The following is a 21092-nucleotide window of genomic DNA, read 5'->3' as shown; positions in this document are numbered from 1 at the left end:
GTTTGAACACAAAACAGGGGGATGACAAATTTGTCGCTTTAGAGTTTAAACTCTAACAATAGAAAGAAAACACACATGCTGGAGATGTCAGCGCCTAAGTCGACCACCCGCTTGACCATGTGCCTACCCCGGATTAGTATCGGTTGCGATACTCGGTTTTGCCTGATTAGCACACTTGTGGTCATATAAGCGGCATACTTACGGTAGACTCTTTGCCTGCGGTAAGTTTTGAACAGCTTTCCGTGTATAGGAGATTAAGAGGTAAATGGCATGCCATTACTCATAGCAGCTCCGTACCTTCCCCGCGTATAGGGGATTAAGTTTATCTATCTCTGCCGATAGGGCCTCTAATGCGTACCTTCCCCGCGCATAGGGGATTAAGGTTCACTAGCTCTTCATATGCCGTCACTACTTCGTACCTTCCCCGCGTATAGGGGATTAAGACTAAAAACAGGAACAGAGCACTTTGATACGCAAAGTGCTCTGTATCAACCTGAAATCACAGCTAATTTTTTAGTGAAGACTGATAAAGCCTGCTAACATGCCACTGACAAAAAAGTAGGAATTTAATTTACCACCGGAATGAGTGTCATCGCTTAGAGGCGGGCAGGTCTGATAAAAAACGCGGTGTTTATCCCCGGAATCATCAAAAAACCACCGCCGTCTCGTCATCCAGCTGTGTAATTTACCTCCCATTGTAAACCCATCCCAAATTATCAGACGTTTAACTCAAATCTCATCTTTTGGTCAAAAAACATTCTTGACATATTCACAATTCGTTAATAGTGTGGAAATGCGACTTATTATTCGCAACAACAAACAATAGAAGGAATTAGTTATGAAAACGATTAAAGCCAGGCTTCTACGTGCACTCGGCGTTCGCAGTGCTAAGCCATCAGCTTCAACGAAGTATATATGGCCTTACTACAACAACATCTAATCAACAAGTTAGAAGGAATTAGTTATGAAAACGATTAAAGCTAAGCTACTACGTGCACTCGGCGTTCGCAGTGCAAAACCCTCCACCTCAGCGAAGTATTTCTGGCATCACTACAACAACATCTGATCATTGAAATAGAAGGAATTGATTATGAAAACACTGAAAAATAAGGTGCTTCGCGCACTGGGCGTTCGCGCAACATCCCCTTCTCAGTCCAAGCGTTACCTCTGGATTATGTACAACAATATCTGATTGATATTGCCTGACTAACCACAACTTAGAAGGAATTAATTATGAAAACACTGAAAACTAAGGTGCTTCGTGCACTGGGCGTTCGCGCTACATCGGCCTCTCAGTCCAAGCGTTATTTTTGGATTATGTACAATAATATCTGATTGATATGACCTGAATAACCGCAATCTAGAAGGAATTTAACTATGAAAGCACTTAAAACAAAAGTAATGCGCGCATTGGGCCTTCGCACCGCCACTCAGTCAAAGCGCTATCTGTGGAAGTTGTATAACAACATTTAATTCCGCTCTTCAGCCCATGACCTAACCCATGGGCTGTTTCACCACCTCTCCCCTGAATGGCAAACCACAGAGCGAATAATAACAATGATGATACCCAAAGAGCGCCCTGACATTACGGCAATGAGAGAAGATTGCAGTAAGGGAAAAGAAGATTATCAGGTTGACGACCAGAGCTATGCCTTTTTTAACCCACAAAGTGCCCGGCTGGCGAATCAGCTAAACTTTGCCGACATGACCCTGCCGGAGTCCCTGTTTGATACCCAAGACGACGGTCAGCAGGCAATGAGCTGGCAGCATATTCGCAGCGGCTGGCTTAAAACCCTCAAAGAGTTAGACACTCAGGCCGCGCTCAGTCAAGTCAAACAGACAATGAAGACGCATTTACTGAGTGCCGCTGGCAAGCCTGCTAACCTGGACCTGCTGATCCAGGAATGTATTGCGTTTTCTGTCCTGGACGTAATGATCTGCGATCTCACTATACAACAGCGGGCACTGATAACCCGCCACATGCGCGCCCAGATCCAGATGTTACTGAAACCCGAAACGCACACACGACTGAGACAATATCCCTTGCTCTGGTATAACCTGCGTGCGGCTCAGGTGATCCGCAAGGCGATCCATAAACGCCGCAAAAGTAAGGAGCCCAGGCTCGACCTGCTGCAAAGTGTTGTCGATAACTACGCTGCGCTGGGTATCGACAGAGCACTGGACGCCATGATGACCCTGGTCACTGCAATTTCGGGTCCGCCCGGCGCGGTCGCCAGTTGTATGGCAGCGCAGCTGCTGCAATCTCCCCAATGGCAAGACAAGCTTCGCGCAGAACTTAACGCTGCCCCCACTCAGGTGCCCGCTCTGCCCTTTAAACACACACCGCAGTTACACTGGTTTATCAAAGAATCGCTGCGCATGTGGAGTGTGCCAATTGTATTTCGCGAGGCACGCTGTCCGTTTAGCGTGGGTAAACTGACCGTGCAGGCAGGCGATACCTTTTTTAACAGCAGCTACTTTGTGCACCGTAACGAGCAGTACTGGCCCGAGCCTCATGTGTTCGATCCGCTGCGCTGGCAGCAGGCAAACGTGCAACCCAACACCTATGTGCCATTTGGCTGGAACCCCCGCGCCTGTGTTGGTGCGCAGCTGGGTACCAACCAGCTGGCTATCTTGTGTCAGCTGTTGTTGTGTGATCTCAACATCACCCTCACGAGTCCGTCGGCGCTCGCGTTTGAAAATATGAACATCCCCTCTGTAGCCGGTTTTGAGGGCACCATTAGCGAGCAACAGACATGAGACTAGAAGACACCGAAGAAAAATTTAATAAGCCTTTTCAGGCGCTGGACCAGGCACTGTCCAAGTGTCCCGCACACATTGAGTTTGAGCAGGATAATTACTATGTAACTGACTTTGACTCTGCGAAACAGGCGATGGGCAACCCCGACGGCAATTATGTTGAACAATCCGATTTTTTTAGCGTTAACGGTGCGATGTTTTCGACCCGGGATGTACAAATTGCCATCGGCAAAGACGCCATCCTCAGCCTCAAACGTTACTATGAGCAGCGCCGGAGCAAGATAATTGAGCAATTTAAACATCAGATAAGCCTTGGCCAGCGCTGGCCGGATAGTGCCAATGACCTGATGTACAATGCGTTTTATGACTTTCTGGTCGATAACCAGCGCAGTCCCCAGCTACGTAAACTGCTCGATCAGGTGCTCGTTTATTCTCTCTACAGTGGTCAAAAAACCCATGGGGCCGGATGGCGACGCGCCTTTATCCGCATGCGGGTGCACCGGGCACTGCGCGCAGTATTTAAAGCACGCCGCCAGCAAAGCCCGTATCAGGGCAATAACCGAGATGTGATTGACATCTTGCTGGCATCGAGTCCAGAAAACGAGTCGCCCAAAGCGCTGGCACAGATTTTTTTATCCTTCTTTTTTGCCATTAACAGCTCCATGGCGTTTACCCTGGCCTGGTCTTTGTATTTTTGTGCCAAAGAGGGCGGCGTTTTGCACCCGGCCCCCTGGATTGTCAAAGAAGCTTTGAGACTCTGGCCCGTCGCCTGGAACCTGCCCCGCACACCCAGTAAAGCCCATACCCTGGGGGAGCTGGACATCAGGCAGACGGACACAGTTACAGTCTGCCCATACGTACTGCATCGCCACCCGGACAACTGGCCGCAACCCGAGCGCTTTTATCCGCCACGCTGGGAAGAAGCCCCTGCTGACGCGCCTTATATGCCGTTTGGCTGGGGCACCCATAAGTGCATTGCCTCTGCCTTTGCGCTGACCTTTACCGCAGATCTGATTGGCGCGATACAAGGCCAACAGCTGACATTTGAGCAGCTGTCAGACGAGCTGCATCCGGAGCCTGCCATCGCGCCGCCCGCCTTTACAGTCACGGCACACAACCCGGCCTGATCCTATCCTGAAAAAGCCCGCTCTGCGGGCCTGCTCGGGGACCCAACTCCCTCACGTAACCTGTTGTAATAGTTATTACACGACTTTGCATCTAGAGTTTCATCAGATACCGATCGGCACAGCGCAGCTATACTCTCAGTGGGTTGGCGTGAATCGTCATGCCCGGTCGGGACAGGTAAACGGCGTATCTGTGGCTCACGCGTTAACTCGCGAGTGACATGTGCACCATTGCAGTTACCTGACAAGGAAACATAGATAAGCGGAAACCGTTATGAGCGATAAGAAAAAACGTAGTAAGCAACAACAAGGTGAACTGGTTAACCCCAAGTATCTGGATAAAAACATCAAACATGCCCCGAGTGCCAACAAGGTGCAGTGCTGGACCGGTGGCGATGACTACCAGCCTATTGAGCTGGCCACTCAGCGCCTCAAAGAAATGTTTGTTGAAATGGGACAAAAAACCCGTATTGAGCGCGGTCAGAAACCCGCAGAGCGGGCCGTATTTCGTAAGCAACATGGCATCGCCTATGGTACCTTCGAAGTGCATGGAAAGCTCGATAAAGCCCTTCAGAAAGGGGTGTTTTCCAAACCTGCCAGTTACGACTGTGTGGTGCGCTTTTCTAGTGATACAACACCAGATAGCCCGGATCTGCACACCACCTTAGGGGTCGGCATCAAACTGTTTGGCGTGAAAGGCCAGAAGCTGCTGGGCGACAGCGACAATGTTGATTTTATCATGCAAAACATCGATCGCTTTTTTGCCCGCGATGCTTCACAAATGTGTGCCTTTACCACCGCAGGTGTCATCAACCGCGATTATCCGGCTTATCTTAAAAAACACCCAAAAACGGCCGCTGTGCTTGATGCCATGACCAAGGTCGAAGCCAGCTGCCTGAGTGCGCATTATTGGGCAATACTGCCCTTTAAACTTGGCGAGCAAAATGCCGTGAAATACCGTATTCGCCCTGTGGATACCTATCGCGGTGCGCCGGCACAAGGCAATAATTACCTGGCTGATGATCTACAGATCCGCCTGCGTCAGGGTGAAGCCAAATTTGTGTTTGAAATTCAGCGTCGTCCAGCCAATGCCTCAGAAGAAGACTTTCCCATCGACAACGCCATGGTGGTGTGGCCGGAAGATCAGGCACCTTTTGAGCCCGTTGCCACGCTAACGCTGCCACAGCAAGATATTTGCGCCATTGGCCAGGCCGAGTTTGGTCGCAACCTCGCCTTCAACATCTGGCGGACACTGGCCGACAATGAACCTCTGGGCTCCATCGCTCAGGCGCGAAAAGTGGTATATCAGGCCAGTGCTGATACCCGCCACCAGGCCAATGGTCAGCAAATGAATGAGCCCAACGCCATTGACCCAAAGTTCACTGGTAATACGGACGAAGACAGCACGTGTATTGTGCGTGCCGGCATTTATCCCCCCATTGGTGTGATGCGGGTTGGCGGCAGTAATGAGTACTTTATCGGCCCGCAAGTGCCTAACCCTAAACCCCGGCTGGAAAAAGATGCCTATCGTGATGGCAAAGGGCTACTTAAACGTCAGGCGGCCGAATTCCGGATCTATGGCTTCAATGCCGCAGGTAAGGCCGTCAAAGAGCTGACCATGGACAATGCCAAAATCAGCTGGCAGGTGCATTTGGCCAATCAAAAGTCGTCCTGGTATGAATTTCAGCTGGCCCTGGATGTACCGGAAGCGGCAGATGCGCCACCCAGCCTGCTGCGTAACGCCAATGTTGCCGATCGCAACCGCTTGTTGATCGATGGCGGCAGCCACACGCTCGATAAGGCCAAAGTGAAAAAGGGCCCGCAATTCCATGGCGAGTTTATGGGAGAAGAAGTTTACCTGGGTGAGCTTAAATCCGACAAACAGGGCCGTTTGGTTGTGCTGGGCGGCAATGGTGTATCACGTAATATCAATGGCGATATCGCGATCACCTTTGCCAACAATGAAGGCTGGCACGACGACATTTCCGACGGTCCTGTCACTGCCGAGGTAGAATATGAGGGCGTGAAGCTGCAAGTTGACCCGGCCTGGGTGGTGTGTGCCCCACCTGACTATGCGCCAATGCAAAAATCCGTGCGTACCATGTGGGACTTAATGCGCTCAGTGGCTGTCAATGCCGGTATGCTTACCCGTCCGGCTCGTCCTTCTTTCAGGCAGGATATTTTGCCCATTTTCGAGCGTATGACCGACTTGCAATGGGTCAATGCGGGCTTTGCCGCCGGATTTGGATTTAAAGCCCCCTTTAACTACACCAGCGAAGAATGGAAAGCCAAACTCGGCAACCCCTCCCCGGCTTATAAAGAGCTGCGTCGCACGCTGTCGAACAATTTCCGTCGCTACGGACAACCCGGCGCTCAGGCAGCGCAACTGTGGCCCTGGCTTTATGGCGATGCGTTGTCGATCCCGCCAGCGGGTTCTGAGCGACAGCACTCCACTTTATCAGCACTGCAATTGTCTTTCTTAGATCAGTGGGTTGAGGGCGACTTTACTGCCGACTATATCGATCCGGCTATTTGTCCGCATGCGGCTGAGCCCGATGACATAGACAAAGTGCCGGTTGCCGAGCAACCCGATATGCTGACCCGTGGCGCACTGGATTTTTGTCTTGCTGATGCCTTCCATCCGGGGTGTGAAATGACCTGGCCTATGCGTACAGCCGGTATGTATTCAGCGCCGTTCCGCATTAAGCATGCTGACAAAGCGATCTGTAAAGACACCACCTATTATGGTGCGCAGATCAATGGCGATACCATTACCCTGGCTCAGGGCCCCATTCTGGGCGGCCAGGTTGCCGGTGGTATTACGCGCTGGATGGCAATCCCGTGGCAAACCGACACGGCCAGTTGCCGGGACGGCTACACACCAGAATACGACCCATACCTGCCTACCTTCTGGCCTGCGCGGGTACCCAATAATATTCTGGATGTCGCGCGCTACGAAGCAGCAATTAACCCGGCACTGGATCCTCAAACCCGCGTTGAGGCATTCAATTATCGCAGTGACTGGCTGGATGCCCTGCCGCTCTATGGTCAGCCGGCAACCTACACCGCCCAGATCAACAGCATGATCAAAAACTTCGACAAGCTCGCTGTGGTACAGGGTCGTCCGGGCGCAACCGACGACGTCGACCTACCCGCCAGCATGCAAGTCGGTATCACGGCTGAAGATCATCGCGAAGGGCTGGCCAGCGAGGCCGAAGTCACCGAACTGGGCAAACTACAAACCATTGCTGAATTAGCTGCTAATCTGGTGCCCAGCCCGGATGGCCGCGATCCGGCTCAACCGGTGATGGCAAGCTCGCGTTCTAGAGTCGATCTCGGGGTCATCGAAAAGGTCAGCCGCTTTGCGGTGAATTTCCCCAAAGACTTTAAATAAGGTCGAGCGCAATGACACAGGTAAAACACTGTCAAATTGCGATCATGGGTGCCGGGGTGGCGGGCTGTATCGCCGCCCTGGCACTGAGTCGCCACTTTCAGGTACTCTTGATTGATAAGCAAGCAGCCTGCCCCGACAAGGTTGGAGAGTGCCTGCCGCCTGCTGCGGCGCGGATACTTCGCAGCCTGGATCTGTTGCATGCTTTTGAACAGCGCCAGGATCTGCATATGCCAAACTATGGCATTCGAAGCCATTGGGGCAGTGAACATGGCCTTATCAACGATACGCTCAGTAACCCGGATGGAACGGGCTGGCAGCTTAACCGGGCCGGATTTGAAAACTGGTTACGCGAGCAGGTGACTGCACGGGGCATAGAGACGCTCTGGCCTGCTAAATTGCTGGATGCTCAGCCTGGCAGCGATGGCTGGCTACTGCATCTGGCTACGCAAACACAAGTTCAGGCCAGCGCGCAAAGTATCGCGGTACCCTGTCACTTTGTGATTGATGCAACCGGACGTCACAGCGCGTTTGCCACCAAACTCGGGCTCAAACGTAAAGTAATGGATAAGCAAATTGCGCTGTGGGCCAGCCTGGATTGCGCTTCAGAAAATCAACTGGCATGCATTAATACGAGCCCACAAGGGTGGTGGTATAGCGCCAAGTTACCCGCCCAGCGTCGCGTACTGGCATTGCAAACAGACAGCGATTTACTCGAAAAAGGACTGCAACATAACCTGAGTCAGTTTTGCCACCTGGCACGCTCACAGGCAGGATTAAAAGTTCTGTTGCCAAAGGGGATTGAACAATCAGGGAACATGCAGCTGCATGGTGTAGTATCAGCCAACAGCACCTGTCTGACCCAAACCGCAGGACATCGCTGGGCCGCTTTGGGCGATGCGGCATGTAGCTTTGATCCTTTGTCTTCGCAGGGGATGTTCAATGCCATGGCAACCGCCATGCAGCTGACCAATAGCCTGGCAGGCCATGGCCTGACCGATCCCAGTGCCACGATTGAAATTGCCCGCTTGCATCAGACGCAAATCGGCGCAATCTGGCAGCACTATCTGTCTCATCGCGCGCATTATTATGGCCAGGAACAACGCTGGCCCGATGCCCCCTACTGGCAACGTCGCCATACGCAAAAAAACGCCGAGTTCAGTTGAGCCCGGCGTGAGGTTCGCAATTCAAGTCCTTTTTCAATACCTGTCCATTTTTATATTTGCTCATTTGGGGGGAGCAAAGTGGTATTATTTTACAATCAGCTGATCTTCATAGGTGTAGATGCCGTTTGGATCTGTCAGGTTAAAGACTTTCACCGCCATGGTCTTACCTACTGCGTTTTCACACTCAAGGATCTGATATAGCACTGGATTCTTAGCCTTGTTATCTACCACAGTGTCCAGAGTGAAAACGTCTGAATGGAATGGACCCTTGCGATCTTCACCATGGAATAAGCCCAAAGACACACCACGGTCTGCAACTATGCTACAACGCGCGTCATTGTTTTGGTTATCAATGACCAGACGGCTGCTGATGTGGTAAGCCGTGTGATAGCCATACGAGTAAGGCTGATTCACGAAGTCACCAGCAGGTGTCAGCTCGATTTGCCAATCTACTACAGGCGCGCCCGGTACGTTAACCAGTACTTTGTACCAGTCACCCGCCGCATCATAACAGCTGACATGCAGTACTTTCTTTTCGGTCAGTGTCGCTTCAGGAATAGCAACGCCCATTTCAACTGTATTGCGATCTGCAATCGTCTTCACACCCAGGTTAACAATATGACGACCATCATTTGCAGAGTACAGGTTTGCAGATTCACAGTAAGCACCTTCACCACGCAGGACCAGTTGCGCTTCAAAATTATGCGCAAACTCGCCGGTTAGTAATGCTGAGCTTACCGGGCCTGAGGTGTAGTTAGTCAAACGCTCGTATCCATCAGTATCAAACACATTTTGATAAGCCGTAGCCTGGCTACCAAATGCACTGAACAAAGCGACTGCAGCAAATGACAAAGATAAGGTTTTCATGGTTATGTCCTTTTAGAAAGTAACGAGTAAAAAATGTTAATGGTTAAACAGTGCAGCGCAGGTCAACGATTGACCATCATGTCTGACCCTTGCTGGCTAACTGAGGTCACCATAGCAAGAGAAATTCGCCCCGGACAAATTTCAAAAACAAGTAGGATTACTCATCGAGAAACAAAAAATATTCAACATTATCAAAATTATAAAAATCAAACTTCCCATCCTCCTAAGCATTACACAGCATTGCTCAGGGTTTCAAAAGCCACTCCTAAGAGACCCTGTTTTATTCTGTTCAAAAAATAATGAAACTTCATCTGAGTCACTTTATTCCCATTTCTATAAGCTGATAAAGCTTGATCTACGACAAAAAAATTTGTCACTCAGCAGCAAAATTTCTCGTCGAACTAAAGCTTGCGCGCCCTCCCCTTGCGCCCTACTATTTGCGTGTTTTCTGAAGATAGCCAATCCGAGTACATCGCGGTGGTGTGTTTAGCATGACGTGTCAATGAGCCCGTCATGACGTGGTCACCCTGTGGCAAGGCGATAGAGCAACTATCCAGGATCTATCACTGGTTCAGGTAAAGGTAATACGCTGCTGCGTCGCCAACACCTGAGTCGCTTTGCTCAAGACCTGAGGCGTTGATCGTGTGCACCACAAACAAGCACCGGTCACACTGACAGCCTGCAGGTCGTTATTCGCTGATACTATTTGGAGTCGCTATGCCTATTCAGCCGCAAGTACAAAATTTTGATATCGACGCAACTCTGGTCACCGACTTAGTTGCTCAGTACGGCTCACCCTTATTGATGCTCGATTGTGCGCAAGTGCGTGAACACTATCTGACCCTTGCTGATGCATTGCCCGGAGTACGTTTACACTATGCACTAAAGCCTTTGCCACACCCGTCGGTGGTGCGCACTTTGCTTCAGCTTGGCGCCTGCTTTGATCTGGCAACCAGTGGCGAAGTCAACTTGGTCCGTGAGCAGGGTGTACCGGCTGAATGCACAATCCATACGCACCCGATCAAACGTCGCAGTGATATTGTCGATGCACTGGACTACGGTTGTCAGGTGTTCGTAGTTGACAACCTGAACGAACTGGCCAAGTTTCGCGAGTTCACCGAACAGGCTGAAGTACTGATCCGACTGAGCTTTCGCAATAGTGAAGCCTATGCTGATCTGTCGAAAAAATTCGGTTGTAGCCCGGCCGATGCAATGACGCTCATACGCCAGGCACAACAATGGGGTATTCGGGTGAAAGGTCTGTCGTTTCATGTCGGCTCACAAACGGCCAATGCAGACAAATATGTCGCGGCTATTGAAGCGTGCAAACAACTGATGGACGAGGTGGTGGCTGCCGGATTACCGGCGCTAAGCTGCCTGGACATCGGTGGAGGATTTCCAGTTTCTTATGCGAGCAACCAGGTGGATATTCGTGCCTTTTGCGCACCGATCAATGCGGCACTGGCTGAGCTGCCAGAGACGGTACAGCGGATTGCCGAGCCGGGGCGCTTTATTGTTGCCGGTGCCATGACTTGCGTTGCCTCAGTCATGGGCCAGGCACAGCGTGAAGGCCGCACCTGGTATTATCTCGATGACGGGATTTATGGCTCTTTCAGTGGGCTCATGTTTGATATGGCCTGTTACCCGTTATGCACTTTAAAAGCCGCGGATGTGGTCTACCCCAGTGTCCTGGCGGGGCCGACCTGTGACAGCATAGATGTGATAAGTGATGCCGTTGAACTGCCCAAACTGGAAGACGGCGATCTGGTGATCACCCGCATGATGGGTGCATACACCAGTGCAACAGCAACCGACTTCAATTTCTTCAAACGTGCCACCACAGTGGTACTCAATGAAGTGATCCAACTTCACCAGGCCGAATTCGGCAGCTAAACGCCCACCCTTCTGAGGCCCATTCGGGCCTCTACGCTTCATTATACCAATTTCACTTAATACCTTGTCTATTTGAAGGAGCAAATAGGACGCTAACAGTGTTAAAAATTTCTCATTTAGAAAAACTAAATAGCAAAATTTTTGCCTCGCCTACATGGACGTAGGTGCCTCAGCGATAGCAGGACGCGAGAGCGGTGTTATCGACCCTATTTTCTCGCCTCAAAATAGACCACTTAATTAAGCAAATTGGTATTAATTTACGCACACACAGCTGCTGTGCAATCAAAACCGTGTTTTATCGGGAGAGTGGACTGGGCATTTCAGGAGAGTGCAATAATTTACGCAACGGTATGTCATAAAAAGTAGCGTAACTCAGGTACATGTACCTTAGTTTAACACCGAAAAAGAAAGAATAATCACTTCCATAAACACTAATGATAAGCATTATATAGACCACATATCAGACCAGATAAGTTTTTTTATCCAAACCGTTTGACTTTTGTTCATTTAAACCTAACTTTTAAAACAACTCGACACATCGAGTTAACCAAATAAAAACAATTACCTTTATGACAACAGGAAAAACGAATGAAACATTCTTTAATTTGCTTATCGATTATAAGTGCTCTATCCAGCGCCGCTGCTGCGGCGTCAGAACCCGACTACCAGGGTGCAGCCGCTGAGCTGACGATTAACAATACCTGTATCGTCAGATTCGACGACAAGACGGAAAAACTGGATGTTGAGGGCAAGGCCAAAGGGTTGCTGGCACGTGCAAACGCACAAGCAAAACACATCTATAAGCATGCAATGAAAGGCATGGCAGTTAATATGAGCTGCGATCAGGCACGTACCATGTTTGCCGCAGAATCGGCCATAATGCGCTTTACGCCAGACGGTGCTGTCTATGCCAGCCCGGCAAAAAAACTTGGCAAACCCGGTGGCGGCACGCAAAACCAAACCATTCCATGGAGTGTCAGCCGCGTAGGTGGCCCGGTTGATGGCAACGGCTATACAGCCTGGGTTATAGATACCGGTATCGATGTTGATCATGCCGACCTGAATGTTGACAGCAGCCGGGGTTTCAGCGCATTTAGTAAAGGCAAGAATGCCGGCGTAGATGATGCCAATGGTCACGGCACCCATGTTGCCGGCACCATTGCGGCGCTGGATAATAGCCAGGATGTGGTTGGTGTCGCGGCTGGGGCCACCGTTATTCCGGTGAAAGTACTCGACTCACGTGGCTCTGGCAGCTGGTCGGGCGTATTGGCTGGTATTGACCATGTCGCAGCCAATGCGTCACCGGGAGATTGTGTCAATATGAGCCTCGGTGGTGGTTTTAACCAGGAGCTGAATGATGCCGTTGAAAGCGCAGCACAGCAATCTGGTGCTTTCTTTGTGATTGCAGCAGGTAATGAAAGCCAGCATGCCAGCAACGTCTCACCTGCCAGCGCTTCGCATCCGCGCGTATATACCATCTCAGCGACGGATGCCAATGACCGCTTCGCCAGCTTCTCGAATTATGGTAACCCACCTGTTGACTACGCGGCTCCGGGCGTCAGTATTTTGTCAACTCGCAGCGGCGGTGGCACGACAACCATGTCGGGCACATCCATGGCATCACCTGCGGCCTGTGCCGTGATCATGATGAACAATGGTAACCCCAGAACTGATGGACGTGCATCCGGTGATCCAGATGGAAATGCCGACAGCATTATTCATTTGTAAGTGACTGTCAGCAGTTCAGCCTTCGTGCTGAACTGCTGCCAAGTCAGGCATGTTTAATTAACAAAACAGTCCGGACTGGCCTCACAGGTTTAGACTGATATCCCCTGCGCTTGCATCGACCTGACGCCAGATATCGCCTGCATAATATCCATAAAATACACATCCTCAAGCAGTGAAATCACATCATTCCACCTGGGGTTAAACTCGTTATTTTCCCAGCGCCTCAGAGTACGCTCCTCAATACCATAACTTGCGGCAGATTCTGCCTGAGTAAACCCTCTTAATTTACGCGCATACTTTAATAACTGTGCCCCCCGGGGCGCACGCAACAAATCAAAAGCCTGTGCGTTATCTTGTTGCGGTGATGGCACACCTCCTCCCAGAGTGAACGGGTTAATCATAGTGTCTGTTGGGATCTTGCAGTTTGCTGTGCTGGTCATATCCACTTCCTTACTTTTTTACGCAATCTTGTCATGTTACCCATACATATTGGTGTAATTGGGTCATTATCTACTATCAGCAATGGCTGTTAACGCGGACTGAATCCTTAAAACACCGCCAATGCGTAATTTATGAAAGATGATAGTTTAGTTTTTTACGCAGATCAATGCGTAACAATCAAAATTTTGCGTAAAAATTTGAATTGCGTTTTCCCATATAAGTTCCTATAATGCCTTATTGCTTAAAAATGGGACATCAGAGGCGTGGTATCAAACAATGGAAAAACAATACAATACGGAAGCTGACAGCTCGGCATTCGCAGAGCGCGTTGAATATGCAATTAAACCGCATAGCATTCGTGCCTTTGCGTCAAAAATTGACATTTCTGAAGGCACCTTAAGACGCATACTTAAAGGTGAAGATCCGAAACTGAGTATTGTAGAGCGCATTGCTCAGGTCGCCAATGTTGACCTGATGTGGCTGATCCAGGGGGAGACCGCCGCAGATTGCCCCCAATCCCCTATCATCACCCAACCGCTGGTCAAACTGGATGAGTTTAACGAAGCCTTTGTCTTAGTGCCTGGTTATCATGTCTCGGTCAGTACCGGGTATGGTGCCTTTAATGATAATGCCCAGGTTGCGCGCCATCTGGCGTTCAGAAAAAAGTGGATTGACTACAAAAACCTCGATAAAAGTGAACTGGCAGTTGTGTTTGCTAAAGGCGACTCGATGGAACCCACCATCCACAACAACAACACCATTTTGGTCGATCTGAGCGATAAAAAGCTCAGCGAAGGCCTGATCTATGTGGTCCGGCTGGGCGAAGAGTTATATGCCAAACGGTTACAACAGTATCTGGATGGCTCAGTCAGACTGATCAGTGATAACAAAGAATACGTCGAACAGGTTGTCCGTGCAGACGAACTGGAGCAACTTGAAATCATTGGTAAAGTCGTGTGGATTGGTAAAGATCTTGCGTAAGCAAGGTGGCTAACGGCCACTGAACACGCTCAATGGCCTTGCCTGAGTAAGCACACAGGTCCGTCGGGCTCAGTACCAACCGCCCCGCTCTTTTTCGCTGGTGACTATGTCGCCCTGATACAGTTGATTGCGCCCGGCACCACCGTTCAGGGTATCGTACCCCGCGCCTCCGGCCAGGATATCGTTGCCCTCTTTACCTTCCAGTACATCTTTGTCACCGCCACCGTTGAGGGTATCATCGCCAGGCCCACCTACCAGCTTGTCACGCCCGGCAAAGCCACTTAGTGCATCATTGCCAGCACCACCAAATAGCCTATCTCCGCTGCGGCCCCCCATGACTTCATCGTCACCGTTACCTGCCCAGATATGCTGCGCTATCGTAATAGTGCGACCGTCGTAATTGTCATCACCATCACCCAGATAAACCTGAACTTGCTCGACCTGGCTGGCATAAATAAACACACAACTGGCACTGTCAGACGTCGCCCGCATCACTTTGATACGCCGACCGTCTCGTGTCAGGCGGAATGTTTCGGCCTCAACAGTGCCAACAATATTAAGTACAACCAGGTATTTCGCTGATTTCGCTGTTCTCAAAGCCATACGCTTAACCTCGACAATGGCGCCCCCACTGAGGCCGGTACACACACCATCTGATGCAATAGCAACCCGCGTATCAACAAAGCTCAGCGCGCTCAGTAACAGCGCAAACAAACCATACTTATTCATATCCCTATCCCTCTCATAGTGCCGCTCACTCGGGCTGGTTGACAGCGCAGCAGCGATATCAACCAAAGTTGCTGTTATTTTAGCCATGGAGTGTGGATACAATGTGCAGATATCACACAGGGAGCAGGTTTCAGACCCGTAGTGAGTCATCACCCTATGGCTAATGCTTGCAGCCTCAGAAGTGGCACCATATTGATAAGTAAACACTTCTAGCATAGCATGCGGTATGTAATATGGCGTTCACATGCACAGCGCACTGATCAGTGTGGCTGTGATAGTTCCCGGTTCACCACTGAAGGCGCGTTTCATCAGCATGCAAAATTTTAATGCACAACCTTACAATAAAAAATGCATGAAAATACGCCGCGAATTTGAGGCTCAGTAACAAGAGAAAATTTATAGGCCTATTTTTAAGGAAGAGAATCAAAATGAGGGAATTTCTTCGCAGTCTGGCGGGTTGAAGCTATTGACCAAATAGGGTGGCCATATGCCATGGTAAAGCGATGCCAGATACTGCGATGAAGGGAGCCTCTGCGCATAATCACTTCTGATAGTTAGCCGGTAAACTATAAACGGAAAGATAAGGGTATCATTAGTAAACAGTAATCCAACCCCTTGTGCCTGGACAAGGCTGACAGCGAATATGAGCCCGCGTTTTACAGGCTCAAGTAACATTACGCAAATAAGGCGCGTATCAGCACATACACTGCCAGAACTGATTGCCCGTTTCTGACTCAGCCGGGCGACAACGGTAGGTATAAGGCGCACCGCCCGCGATGTTTGGCGTTTGTTGCTGTGCAAGCTGTTGTGTTTCTGTCAGACGTTTTAATGCAGACTTCTTAATTTGTAGTTTCATATTCTTTTCCTTGAGTTGAATTTTTTATGATCATAAAACGGATGATCACAAATAAACTGACACTTTAAAAACAAGAAATCAACATATTTATTACTTTTTTATGAGTCGTCAGTCATCCACTCAGCCATTCTTGCGACAATTTCCTCTTCGCTCAAATCTTCCTGATGCGTGCCTATGGTCCAAACATGGCCGAACGGGTCCTGTAATGTACCAGCCCGGTCTCCATAAAACTGATCGACCACAGGACGGAGCTCCGTGGCACCAGCAGCAATCGCCTGGGCAAAGGTACTGTCTACGTCAGGCACATAAAACATCAAACTCACAGGCGTGCCACCGAGCTGCTTCGGGCTCTTGAAATGGGCATCCGGGCACATATCAGACAGCATCAGGTGGGAGTCACCGATTTTAAGCTCGGCATGCGCCACCCCCCCATCCGGCATAGGCAATTGCATTATCAGCTCAGCGGCGAAGGCTTTACGGTAAAAGTCTATCGCCTGAACCGCATTCTCAGTGATCAAATAGGGCGTCAGGGCATGGTAACCATCCGGTATCGCTGAAACTGTCATGATGATTTCCTCACAGGTTACGGGCAGTATCACACTTTGTCTGTTTGTCGTTACCTATCGCGGGTAATCGCGATGCTGCTCGTCAGGCAAACGGTACATTTAAAGCTAGCCTAGTTCAGTGAAATGTCGAATTGTGACAGCGCTGAGAGAATTCGCTTTACAGTGGGTTCAGCGCTTTTTCAGCACGATAAAAAGCGCTAAACTAAGCGCTTTTGACGCCTTACAGTGAGAGCATGATGCAACGTAAAAAGCTGGTAAACCACCTCAATGAATATCTTAAGCCGTTCCAGATTAAAGACTATTGCCCGAATGGCTTACAGGTCGAAGGCAAGCCTGAGATCCGAAAGGTCATCACCGGCGTCACAGCCAGCCAGGCCCTCATCGATGCAGCTATTGAAAAACAAGCGGATGCCATACTGGTTCATCACGGCTACTTCTGGAAGGGCGAAGACCAAACCGTAACCGGCATGAAAAAGCGCCGACTCCAGGCTTTGCTTGCACATGATATTAACCTGCTGGCCTATCACCTGCCGTTGGATGTACACCCAGAAGTGGGCAACAACGCGCAGCTGGGTAAGTTACTTGGCCTGACATTAGAGCGTCCACTGGAACCCTGGAACAGCAACAGTGTTGCGGTAAAAGGCAAACTCAGCGAGCCCATGTCTGCAGCCGACTTTGCGGTTTTAATTGAACAGAAATTGGGGCGTAAGCCACTTGTCAATCAAGCGGGTGATCACCTGATAAAAACCATTGCCTGGTGCACGGGAGGTGGGCAGAGCTTTATCGACCTGGCTGCCAGTCAGGGAGTCGATGCTTACCTGACCGGCGAGGCTTCTGAACAAACCATTCACTCATCCAATGAGCAGCAGATCCACTTCTTTGCGGCCGGACATCATGCAACCGAGCGATACGGTGCAAAGGCACTGGGTGAGTATCTGGCCACTCAGTTTGACTTAGACGTTGAATTCGTTGATATCGACAACCCTGTGTGATCTATGGCTAAGCACAAACAACGCACCCTCAACCGTGATGAGGACCGCAACTTCGGCGAGCTAACCGGCAAATTTAAGAACAACATTTATGGCACCACAAAGGGCCAGCTGAGAGAAGCTGTGTTGCAGCGCGACCTTACTCAGCAAGTGCCCTGGCTTGGTGTTGATCTGACTAAAACCGTACTTGATGTGGGCGGCGGCCAGGGTCAACTGGCGCTGTTTCTGGCCCAGCTTGGGCATGCTGTCACACTCGTCGATATCTCTGAGGAGATGCTGGCGCAGGCACAGCGTCAGGCCGACGCGTTGGGCGTGAGTGAGCGGGTAACCCTGATCCATGCACCGCTTCAGGCACTCCCGGATCTGGCACTCGGTCAGTTTGATCTCGTGATGTGTCATGCCGTGCTGGAATGGTTGAGTGAGCAACAACAGGCTTTATCGCTGTTAGCACAGCGGCTGACGCCGGATGGGTTTTTCTCGTTGATGTACTACAATCGCGCAGCTCAGCGCATGGCCAATATGGTCTTTGGTAATTTTGATTACGTGCGCAATGGTCTCAAGGTGAAGCAAAAAGTCGGATTGAGCCCCAACCGTCCACTCGAACCCGCTGACGTCGACCATTGGCTGAGCCAGCTGCCGCTGCAAAAGCGCGTACAATCAGGGGTACGGTGTTTTCATGATTACTTGCGCGATCCAAGTAAAGCCAGTGATGAATTTGATGCATTACTTGAGCTGGAGCTGAAGTACAACCAGCAGGAACCTTATGCCTCACTCGGCAGATACACGCACCTGGTGCTAAAGCACCTCACCACCCCATCAGAGACATAAAAAAGACCCTGGCACCGATTACAAGTGCCAGGGCCGAGACATGTGTCCAGGTCTTTAATCCTGTCGTCATACACTCACATTGCTCAGCAAGTGTATGTCAATGCCAAAGGTCGGGAGAGCAACAATTTAACCGTGGCACAGCACTGTAAAAAAGTCATCAATTATCCTTTGAATCTTTTTGAAAAGCATTAATTTCAATTACTTATAATGATTTATTTCTTAGCAAAGTGCGATAATATCTGGCCATACAACTGGGGCCGCTCAGTGGCAACACCCTGCCCACCACTGGTTTTGATCACCTCAAGCATCTCCTGATTGTCAATCAGGGTGTAAAAATAATAAGGCGTATTATCCCCTTCAGATCTGAGGTGTTGCAACAACTTCAATCCCGCAAGAGGCTCCTGCGCCCGACCCATATCTGAAATAATCAGATTGTATTCATACATTTGCAACAGCAATAATGCTTCTTCACTGGATTTCACGGTATACACACCGATATGGTGACGCTCAAAATAGCGTTTTTCCTGCAGATTATTTGTCGGATTATCATCCACCCACAGTATCCGTCCAATCGCATCACTGGGCTCACCAAAATGTAATCCCGCTGTTTGCTCTGTGCTGTGTGTCATCAGTCCGACAAAACACAAACAGGCAATCACCAAAACAGGCAACCAATATCGTGCTGGTAAAGCGTTTTCGCTCTGGGGAGTAACTGCTGGCATAGACTGCTCGGTCGCCAGCGGTGCCTGTGCGTTCATTAAAGTGCTGGTTAACGGGTGTTCACTGACCTCAATCGCGGGTGCAAACCGGTAGCCCTGTCCGCGCACGGTGACGATACAATTTTGCTGTAAGCCTGCACGATTTAACTGGCTGCGCAGATCGGAGACCAGCTTTGGCAGTGACCAGTCGGATACGACGGTATTTGGCCACAGTAATTTGACCAAGTCGGCATGAGCGCAGACCTGCGGGCGGCGCTGCAAAAGGCAGTGGAGAAGCATAAAGGCACGGTCGTCTAATTGTGTCGACCGCTCATCGATAATGACGCACTGCGTCGCAATATTCAAACGCGCGTTGGCGAATTGAAATTCCATAACCCTGACAATATTCTTGTTATTATCGCACCAGCGTAGCGGATTTCTTATTCACATGCTAGTTACATGTACTTGAATTGTTATCAACTTTGGTCTTACTGGCGTGGCAACTTATACTGAAAAAATCAATTTATAATTATTAAAATCAAATAATTAAGCGTTTTATTCAAGCCACTCAAAAGCACGCTTTAAAAAAGCAACAGCGTCTTTTTCAATGATCAGGCCATGCGCCATGACCAGACATTCGGGTGCCCAGTCCAGTATGGTGTTCAGATGTGCCCTTGCTGTGTCATGGTGAAAGATAAAACTCAATCGCCAGTCCAGCGGCGTCTGACCTTCAGGTGCCACTACGCCGGCACCTTTCGCCACAAAGCGCTGGAATGTATTCAGGCTGTTCGGGTCAAAGTTTTCTATCAGATCTGTGACCAGCAAAGTGCGACTTTGGGAGTGGAAAAACACCGCTTCTTCCATTGCTGGTGAGCCAGTAAAAAGTAGTGTTTTCAGAGTATTATCCCAGGGGTAATGCTGCTCATTGTCGAGGATCCCATCAAAGCTGAGTGTCTTGCACTTCTCTTTGACCTCCTCGGTGCCAAAGGTTTGTGCTTCCGGGTAGGTATCCTGCCAGGGCGACATGAACAAATGGTGCAGATGATTTGGTGCCAACAGGTAGAGCACTGGTCCAAGCGCATCCACTTGCGCTCGTAACTCTGGTGTCAGGCGGATTGGACTATGCACCCAAAGGCCACCGCAAGGTAAACGTACTATCGTCATCCGGGTAGTAAATGGCATGGTGAAAAACGACACGGCTTCACCATCGAAGATCCAGATATTCTCGTCCAGCTGTCTCATATTAATCTCCCTGGGAACCTGATTTCCCCTTATCAAACTTATCTAATATAAGAAAAAGTAATGAGATTAGAGACTAACACATTAGCTGATATTTTATCCAACACACATAACGGGATGACCAAATAGCGCGTACATTTTACTTTACTGACAGACGTCCTTGAGTATTTGTGCACCCAGATCACGCATGATCTGTGGCTCCGGGTGGGTGTGGGCAAAAGTGCGTAGCCCATAAATACTGACAATGAGGCTACGCGCTCTATCCAAAGCGCTGCGCGTACCAGCCAGCTCCCCTTGCTCAGCAATGCGCTCAAATACTGCGCAAAGTGCATTTCGCCACATGGCACATTGCTCACTGAGAATAGCCTGTGCCTCTTCATCTTGCTCGGCCAGTTCGTTCAGCGCTTTTTGTGTCAGGCATAGTTTTTGTGGATCATAACTCACACATTCCTCCACCACATGCGTCAAATACGCTGCCAGTCCGGCACTGGCTGAAGGATGTTGTGAAAACAGTGCCTTTAATTCATCGCTGCGATCTCGGTTATATTGCTCCAGTGCAGCCAGCAACAGTCCTCGCTTGTTTTGAAACGCACAGTAGATAGAACCCGGGTGCAATCCTGTTGCCGCTTTGAGATCCTGCATACTAGTTTTTGCATATCCCTTTTCCATAAAAGCCGTCATCGCGGCTCTGAGTACCTGCTCTTTATCAAATTCAGCACTGCGCATTCATTACTCTCCTCATCAAACGTAATGCATTTTACTCATTTTTGAACATTTGTTCAAAATATACTTGAACGATCATTCAAACGATCATATCTTGAATAAGCATTCAAAAA

The 21092-nt window shown here is 49.8% G+C and carries 17 protein-coding genes; 9 read left to right on the top strand and 8 right to left on the bottom strand.

Going from position 1 to position 21092, the window contains the following annotated elements; translation table 11 throughout:
• The first annotated feature begins 1557 nt into the window (after positions 1-1557).
• The 4 genes from PRUB_RS06815 to PRUB_RS06800 all read left to right on the top strand — a co-directional run bounded on the left by PRUB_RS06815 (position 1558) and on the right by PRUB_RS06800 (position 8441).
• Complete coding sequence (locus tag PRUB_RS06815; protein WP_010382672.1) at positions 1558-2760, top strand: cytochrome P450; 1203 nt, start codon at positions 1558-1560, stop codon at positions 2758-2760.
• Positions 2757-3887 carry a cytochrome P450 gene (locus tag PRUB_RS06810; protein ID WP_010382673.1) on the top strand — a complete coding sequence of 377 codons (1131 nt, stop codon included), beginning with the start codon at positions 2757-2759 and terminating at the stop codon, positions 3885-3887. The genes PRUB_RS06815 and PRUB_RS06810 overlap by 4 nt, the downstream gene beginning before the upstream one ends.
• Before the next feature lie 271 nt (positions 3888-4158).
• Positions 4159-7278 (top strand): LodA/GoxA family CTQ-dependent oxidase, encoded by a 3120-nt coding sequence (locus tag PRUB_RS06805; protein WP_010382676.1) that lies wholly within the window; start codon positions 4159-4161, stop codon positions 7276-7278.
• 11 nt (positions 7279-7289) lie between these two features.
• A complete protein-coding gene (locus PRUB_RS06800; protein WP_010382678.1) occupies positions 7290-8441 on the top strand; it encodes a tryptophan 7-halogenase in 1152 nt (383 codons plus the stop codon).
• An 84-nt stretch (positions 8442-8525) separates the two neighbouring features.
• On the opposite strand, the gene PRUB_RS06795 is transcribed toward PRUB_RS06800, so the two are convergent.
• Complete coding sequence (locus PRUB_RS06795) at positions 8526-9308, bottom strand: hypothetical protein (protein WP_010382680.1); 783 nt, start codon at positions 9306-9308, stop codon at positions 8526-8528.
• A 717-nt stretch (positions 9309-10025) separates the two neighbouring features.
• Between PRUB_RS06795 and PRUB_RS06790 the strand changes: the two genes are divergently transcribed.
• Together PRUB_RS06790 and PRUB_RS06785 are read left to right on the top strand one after the other, a co-directional pair.
• Positions 10026-11201 (top strand): type III PLP-dependent enzyme, encoded by a 1176-nt coding sequence (locus tag PRUB_RS06790; RefSeq protein ID WP_010382681.1) that lies wholly within the window; start codon positions 10026-10028, stop codon positions 11199-11201.
• A gap of 588 nt (positions 11202-11789) precedes the next feature.
• Positions 11790-12929 (top strand): S8 family serine peptidase, encoded by a 1140-nt coding sequence (locus PRUB_RS06785; protein ID WP_010382683.1) that lies wholly within the window; start codon positions 11790-11792, stop codon positions 12927-12929.
• Between the two features lie 89 nt (positions 12930-13018).
• Here the strand turns inward: PRUB_RS06785 and PRUB_RS06780 are convergent, their stop codons facing one another.
• Positions 13019-13369 carry a helix-turn-helix domain-containing protein gene (locus PRUB_RS06780; protein ID WP_010382684.1) on the bottom strand — a complete coding sequence of 117 codons (351 nt, stop codon included), beginning with the start codon at positions 13367-13369 and terminating at the stop codon, positions 13019-13021.
• A 277-nt stretch (positions 13370-13646) separates the two neighbouring features.
• On the opposite strand from PRUB_RS06780, the gene PRUB_RS06775 reads away from it, so the two are divergent.
• Positions 13647-14351 carry an XRE family transcriptional regulator gene (locus PRUB_RS06775; RefSeq protein ID WP_010382689.1) on the top strand — a complete coding sequence of 235 codons (705 nt, stop codon included), beginning with the start codon at positions 13647-13649 and terminating at the stop codon, positions 14349-14351.
• A gap of 69 nt (positions 14352-14420) precedes the next feature.
• Here PRUB_RS06775 and PRUB_RS06770 read toward each other — a convergent pair whose 3' ends face one another.
• The 3 genes from PRUB_RS06770 to PRUB_RS06760 all read right to left on the bottom strand — a co-directional run bounded on the left by PRUB_RS06770 (position 14421) and on the right by PRUB_RS06760 (position 16502).
• Positions 14421-15080 carry a calcium-binding protein gene (locus PRUB_RS06770; protein ID WP_010382690.1) on the bottom strand — a complete coding sequence of 220 codons (660 nt, stop codon included), beginning with the start codon at positions 15078-15080 and terminating at the stop codon, positions 14421-14423.
• Positions 15081-15774: 694 nt separating this feature from the next.
• Positions 15775-15936, bottom strand: coding sequence for a hypothetical protein (locus tag PRUB_RS06765; RefSeq protein ID WP_164487840.1), 162 nt, complete (start codon positions 15934-15936; stop codon positions 15775-15777).
• Positions 15937-16034: 98 nt separating this feature from the next.
• Positions 16035-16502, bottom strand: a complete 468-nt coding sequence (locus PRUB_RS06760) for a VOC family protein (protein ID WP_010382693.1) — start codon at positions 16500-16502, stop codon at positions 16035-16037.
• A 236-nt stretch (positions 16503-16738) separates the two neighbouring features.
• Between PRUB_RS06760 and PRUB_RS06755 the strand changes: the two genes are divergently transcribed.
• Both PRUB_RS06755 and PRUB_RS06750 read left to right on the top strand, forming a co-directional pair.
• Entirely contained in the window at positions 16739-17494 is a 756-nt protein-coding gene (locus tag PRUB_RS06755) for a Nif3-like dinuclear metal center hexameric protein (RefSeq protein WP_010382695.1), read from the top strand.
• Between the two features lie 3 nt (positions 17495-17497).
• Positions 17498-18319 carry a methyltransferase domain-containing protein gene (locus PRUB_RS06750; protein ID WP_010382697.1) on the top strand — a complete coding sequence of 274 codons (822 nt, stop codon included), beginning with the start codon at positions 17498-17500 and terminating at the stop codon, positions 18317-18319.
• Positions 18320-18531: 212 nt separating this feature from the next.
• Here the strand turns inward: PRUB_RS06750 and PRUB_RS06745 are convergent, their stop codons facing one another.
• The 3 genes from PRUB_RS06745 to PRUB_RS06735 all read right to left on the bottom strand — a co-directional run bounded on the left by PRUB_RS06745 (position 18532) and on the right by PRUB_RS06735 (position 20982).
• Positions 18532-19410, bottom strand: a complete 879-nt coding sequence (locus PRUB_RS06745) for a winged helix-turn-helix domain-containing protein (protein ID WP_010382699.1) — start codon at positions 19408-19410, stop codon at positions 18532-18534.
• Positions 19411-19572: 162 nt separating this feature from the next.
• Positions 19573-20259: a DUF4336 domain-containing protein gene (locus PRUB_RS06740; RefSeq protein ID WP_010382701.1), complete on the bottom strand. Its 687-nt coding sequence runs from the start codon at positions 20257-20259 to the stop codon at positions 19573-19575.
• Between the two features lie 141 nt (positions 20260-20400).
• A complete protein-coding gene (locus PRUB_RS06735; protein ID WP_010382703.1) occupies positions 20401-20982 on the bottom strand; it encodes a TetR/AcrR family transcriptional regulator in 582 nt (193 codons plus the stop codon).
• Positions 20983-21092 lie beyond the last annotated feature (110 nt).

Source organism: Pseudoalteromonas rubra, from assembly GCF_000238295.3.
GTDB classification, from domain to species: domain Bacteria; phylum Pseudomonadota; class Gammaproteobacteria; order Enterobacterales; family Alteromonadaceae; genus Pseudoalteromonas; species Pseudoalteromonas rubra.
The sequence above is the reverse complement of the archived record's forward strand: the minus strand, read 5'-3'. Positions and strand labels throughout refer to the sequence as shown.

What these genes read in the sequence shown, in the direction of transcription:
- PRUB_RS06815 (WP_010382672.1), top strand. Translation starts at nt 1,558, where the DNA reads ATGATGATACCCAAAGAGCGCCCTGACATTACGGCAATGAGAGAAGAT.
- PRUB_RS06810 (WP_010382673.1), top strand. Translation starts at nt 2,757, where the DNA reads ATGAGACTAGAAGACACCGAAGAAAAATTTAATAAGCCTTTTCAGGCG.
- PRUB_RS06805 (WP_010382676.1), top strand. Translation starts at nt 4,159, where the DNA reads ATGAGCGATAAGAAAAAACGTAGTAAGCAACAACAAGGTGAACTGGTT.
- PRUB_RS06800 (WP_010382678.1), top strand. Translation starts at nt 7,290, where the DNA reads ATGACACAGGTAAAACACTGTCAAATTGCGATCATGGGTGCCGGGGTG.
- PRUB_RS06795 (WP_010382680.1), bottom strand. Translation starts at nt 9,308, where the DNA reads ATGAAAACCTTATCTTTGTCATTTGCTGCAGTCGCTTTGTTCAGTGCA.
- PRUB_RS06790 (WP_010382681.1), top strand. Translation starts at nt 10,026, where the DNA reads ATGCCTATTCAGCCGCAAGTACAAAATTTTGATATCGACGCAACTCTG.
- PRUB_RS06785 (WP_010382683.1), top strand. Translation starts at nt 11,790, where the DNA reads ATGAAACATTCTTTAATTTGCTTATCGATTATAAGTGCTCTATCCAGC.
- PRUB_RS06780 (WP_010382684.1), bottom strand. Translation starts at nt 13,369, where the DNA reads ATGACCAGCACAGCAAACTGCAAGATCCCAACAGACACTATGATTAAC.
- PRUB_RS06775 (WP_010382689.1), top strand. Translation starts at nt 13,647, where the DNA reads ATGGAAAAACAATACAATACGGAAGCTGACAGCTCGGCATTCGCAGAG.
- PRUB_RS06770 (WP_010382690.1), bottom strand. Translation starts at nt 15,080, where the DNA reads ATGAATAAGTATGGTTTGTTTGCGCTGTTACTGAGCGCGCTGAGCTTT.
- PRUB_RS06765 (WP_164487840.1), bottom strand. Translation starts at nt 15,936, where the DNA reads ATGAAACTACAAATTAAGAAGTCTGCATTAAAACGTCTGACAGAAACA.
- PRUB_RS06760 (WP_010382693.1), bottom strand. Translation starts at nt 16,502, where the DNA reads ATGACAGTTTCAGCGATACCGGATGGTTACCATGCCCTGACGCCCTAT.
- PRUB_RS06755 (WP_010382695.1), top strand. Translation starts at nt 16,739, where the DNA reads ATGCAACGTAAAAAGCTGGTAAACCACCTCAATGAATATCTTAAGCCG.
- PRUB_RS06750 (WP_010382697.1), top strand. Translation starts at nt 17,498, where the DNA reads ATGGCTAAGCACAAACAACGCACCCTCAACCGTGATGAGGACCGCAAC.
- PRUB_RS06745 (WP_010382699.1), bottom strand. Translation starts at nt 19,410, where the DNA reads ATGGAATTTCAATTCGCCAACGCGCGTTTGAATATTGCGACGCAGTGC.
- PRUB_RS06740 (WP_010382701.1), bottom strand. Translation starts at nt 20,259, where the DNA reads ATGAGACAGCTGGACGAGAATATCTGGATCTTCGATGGTGAAGCCGTG.
- PRUB_RS06735 (WP_010382703.1), bottom strand. Translation starts at nt 20,982, where the DNA reads ATGCGCAGTGCTGAATTTGATAAAGAGCAGGTACTCAGAGCCGCGATG.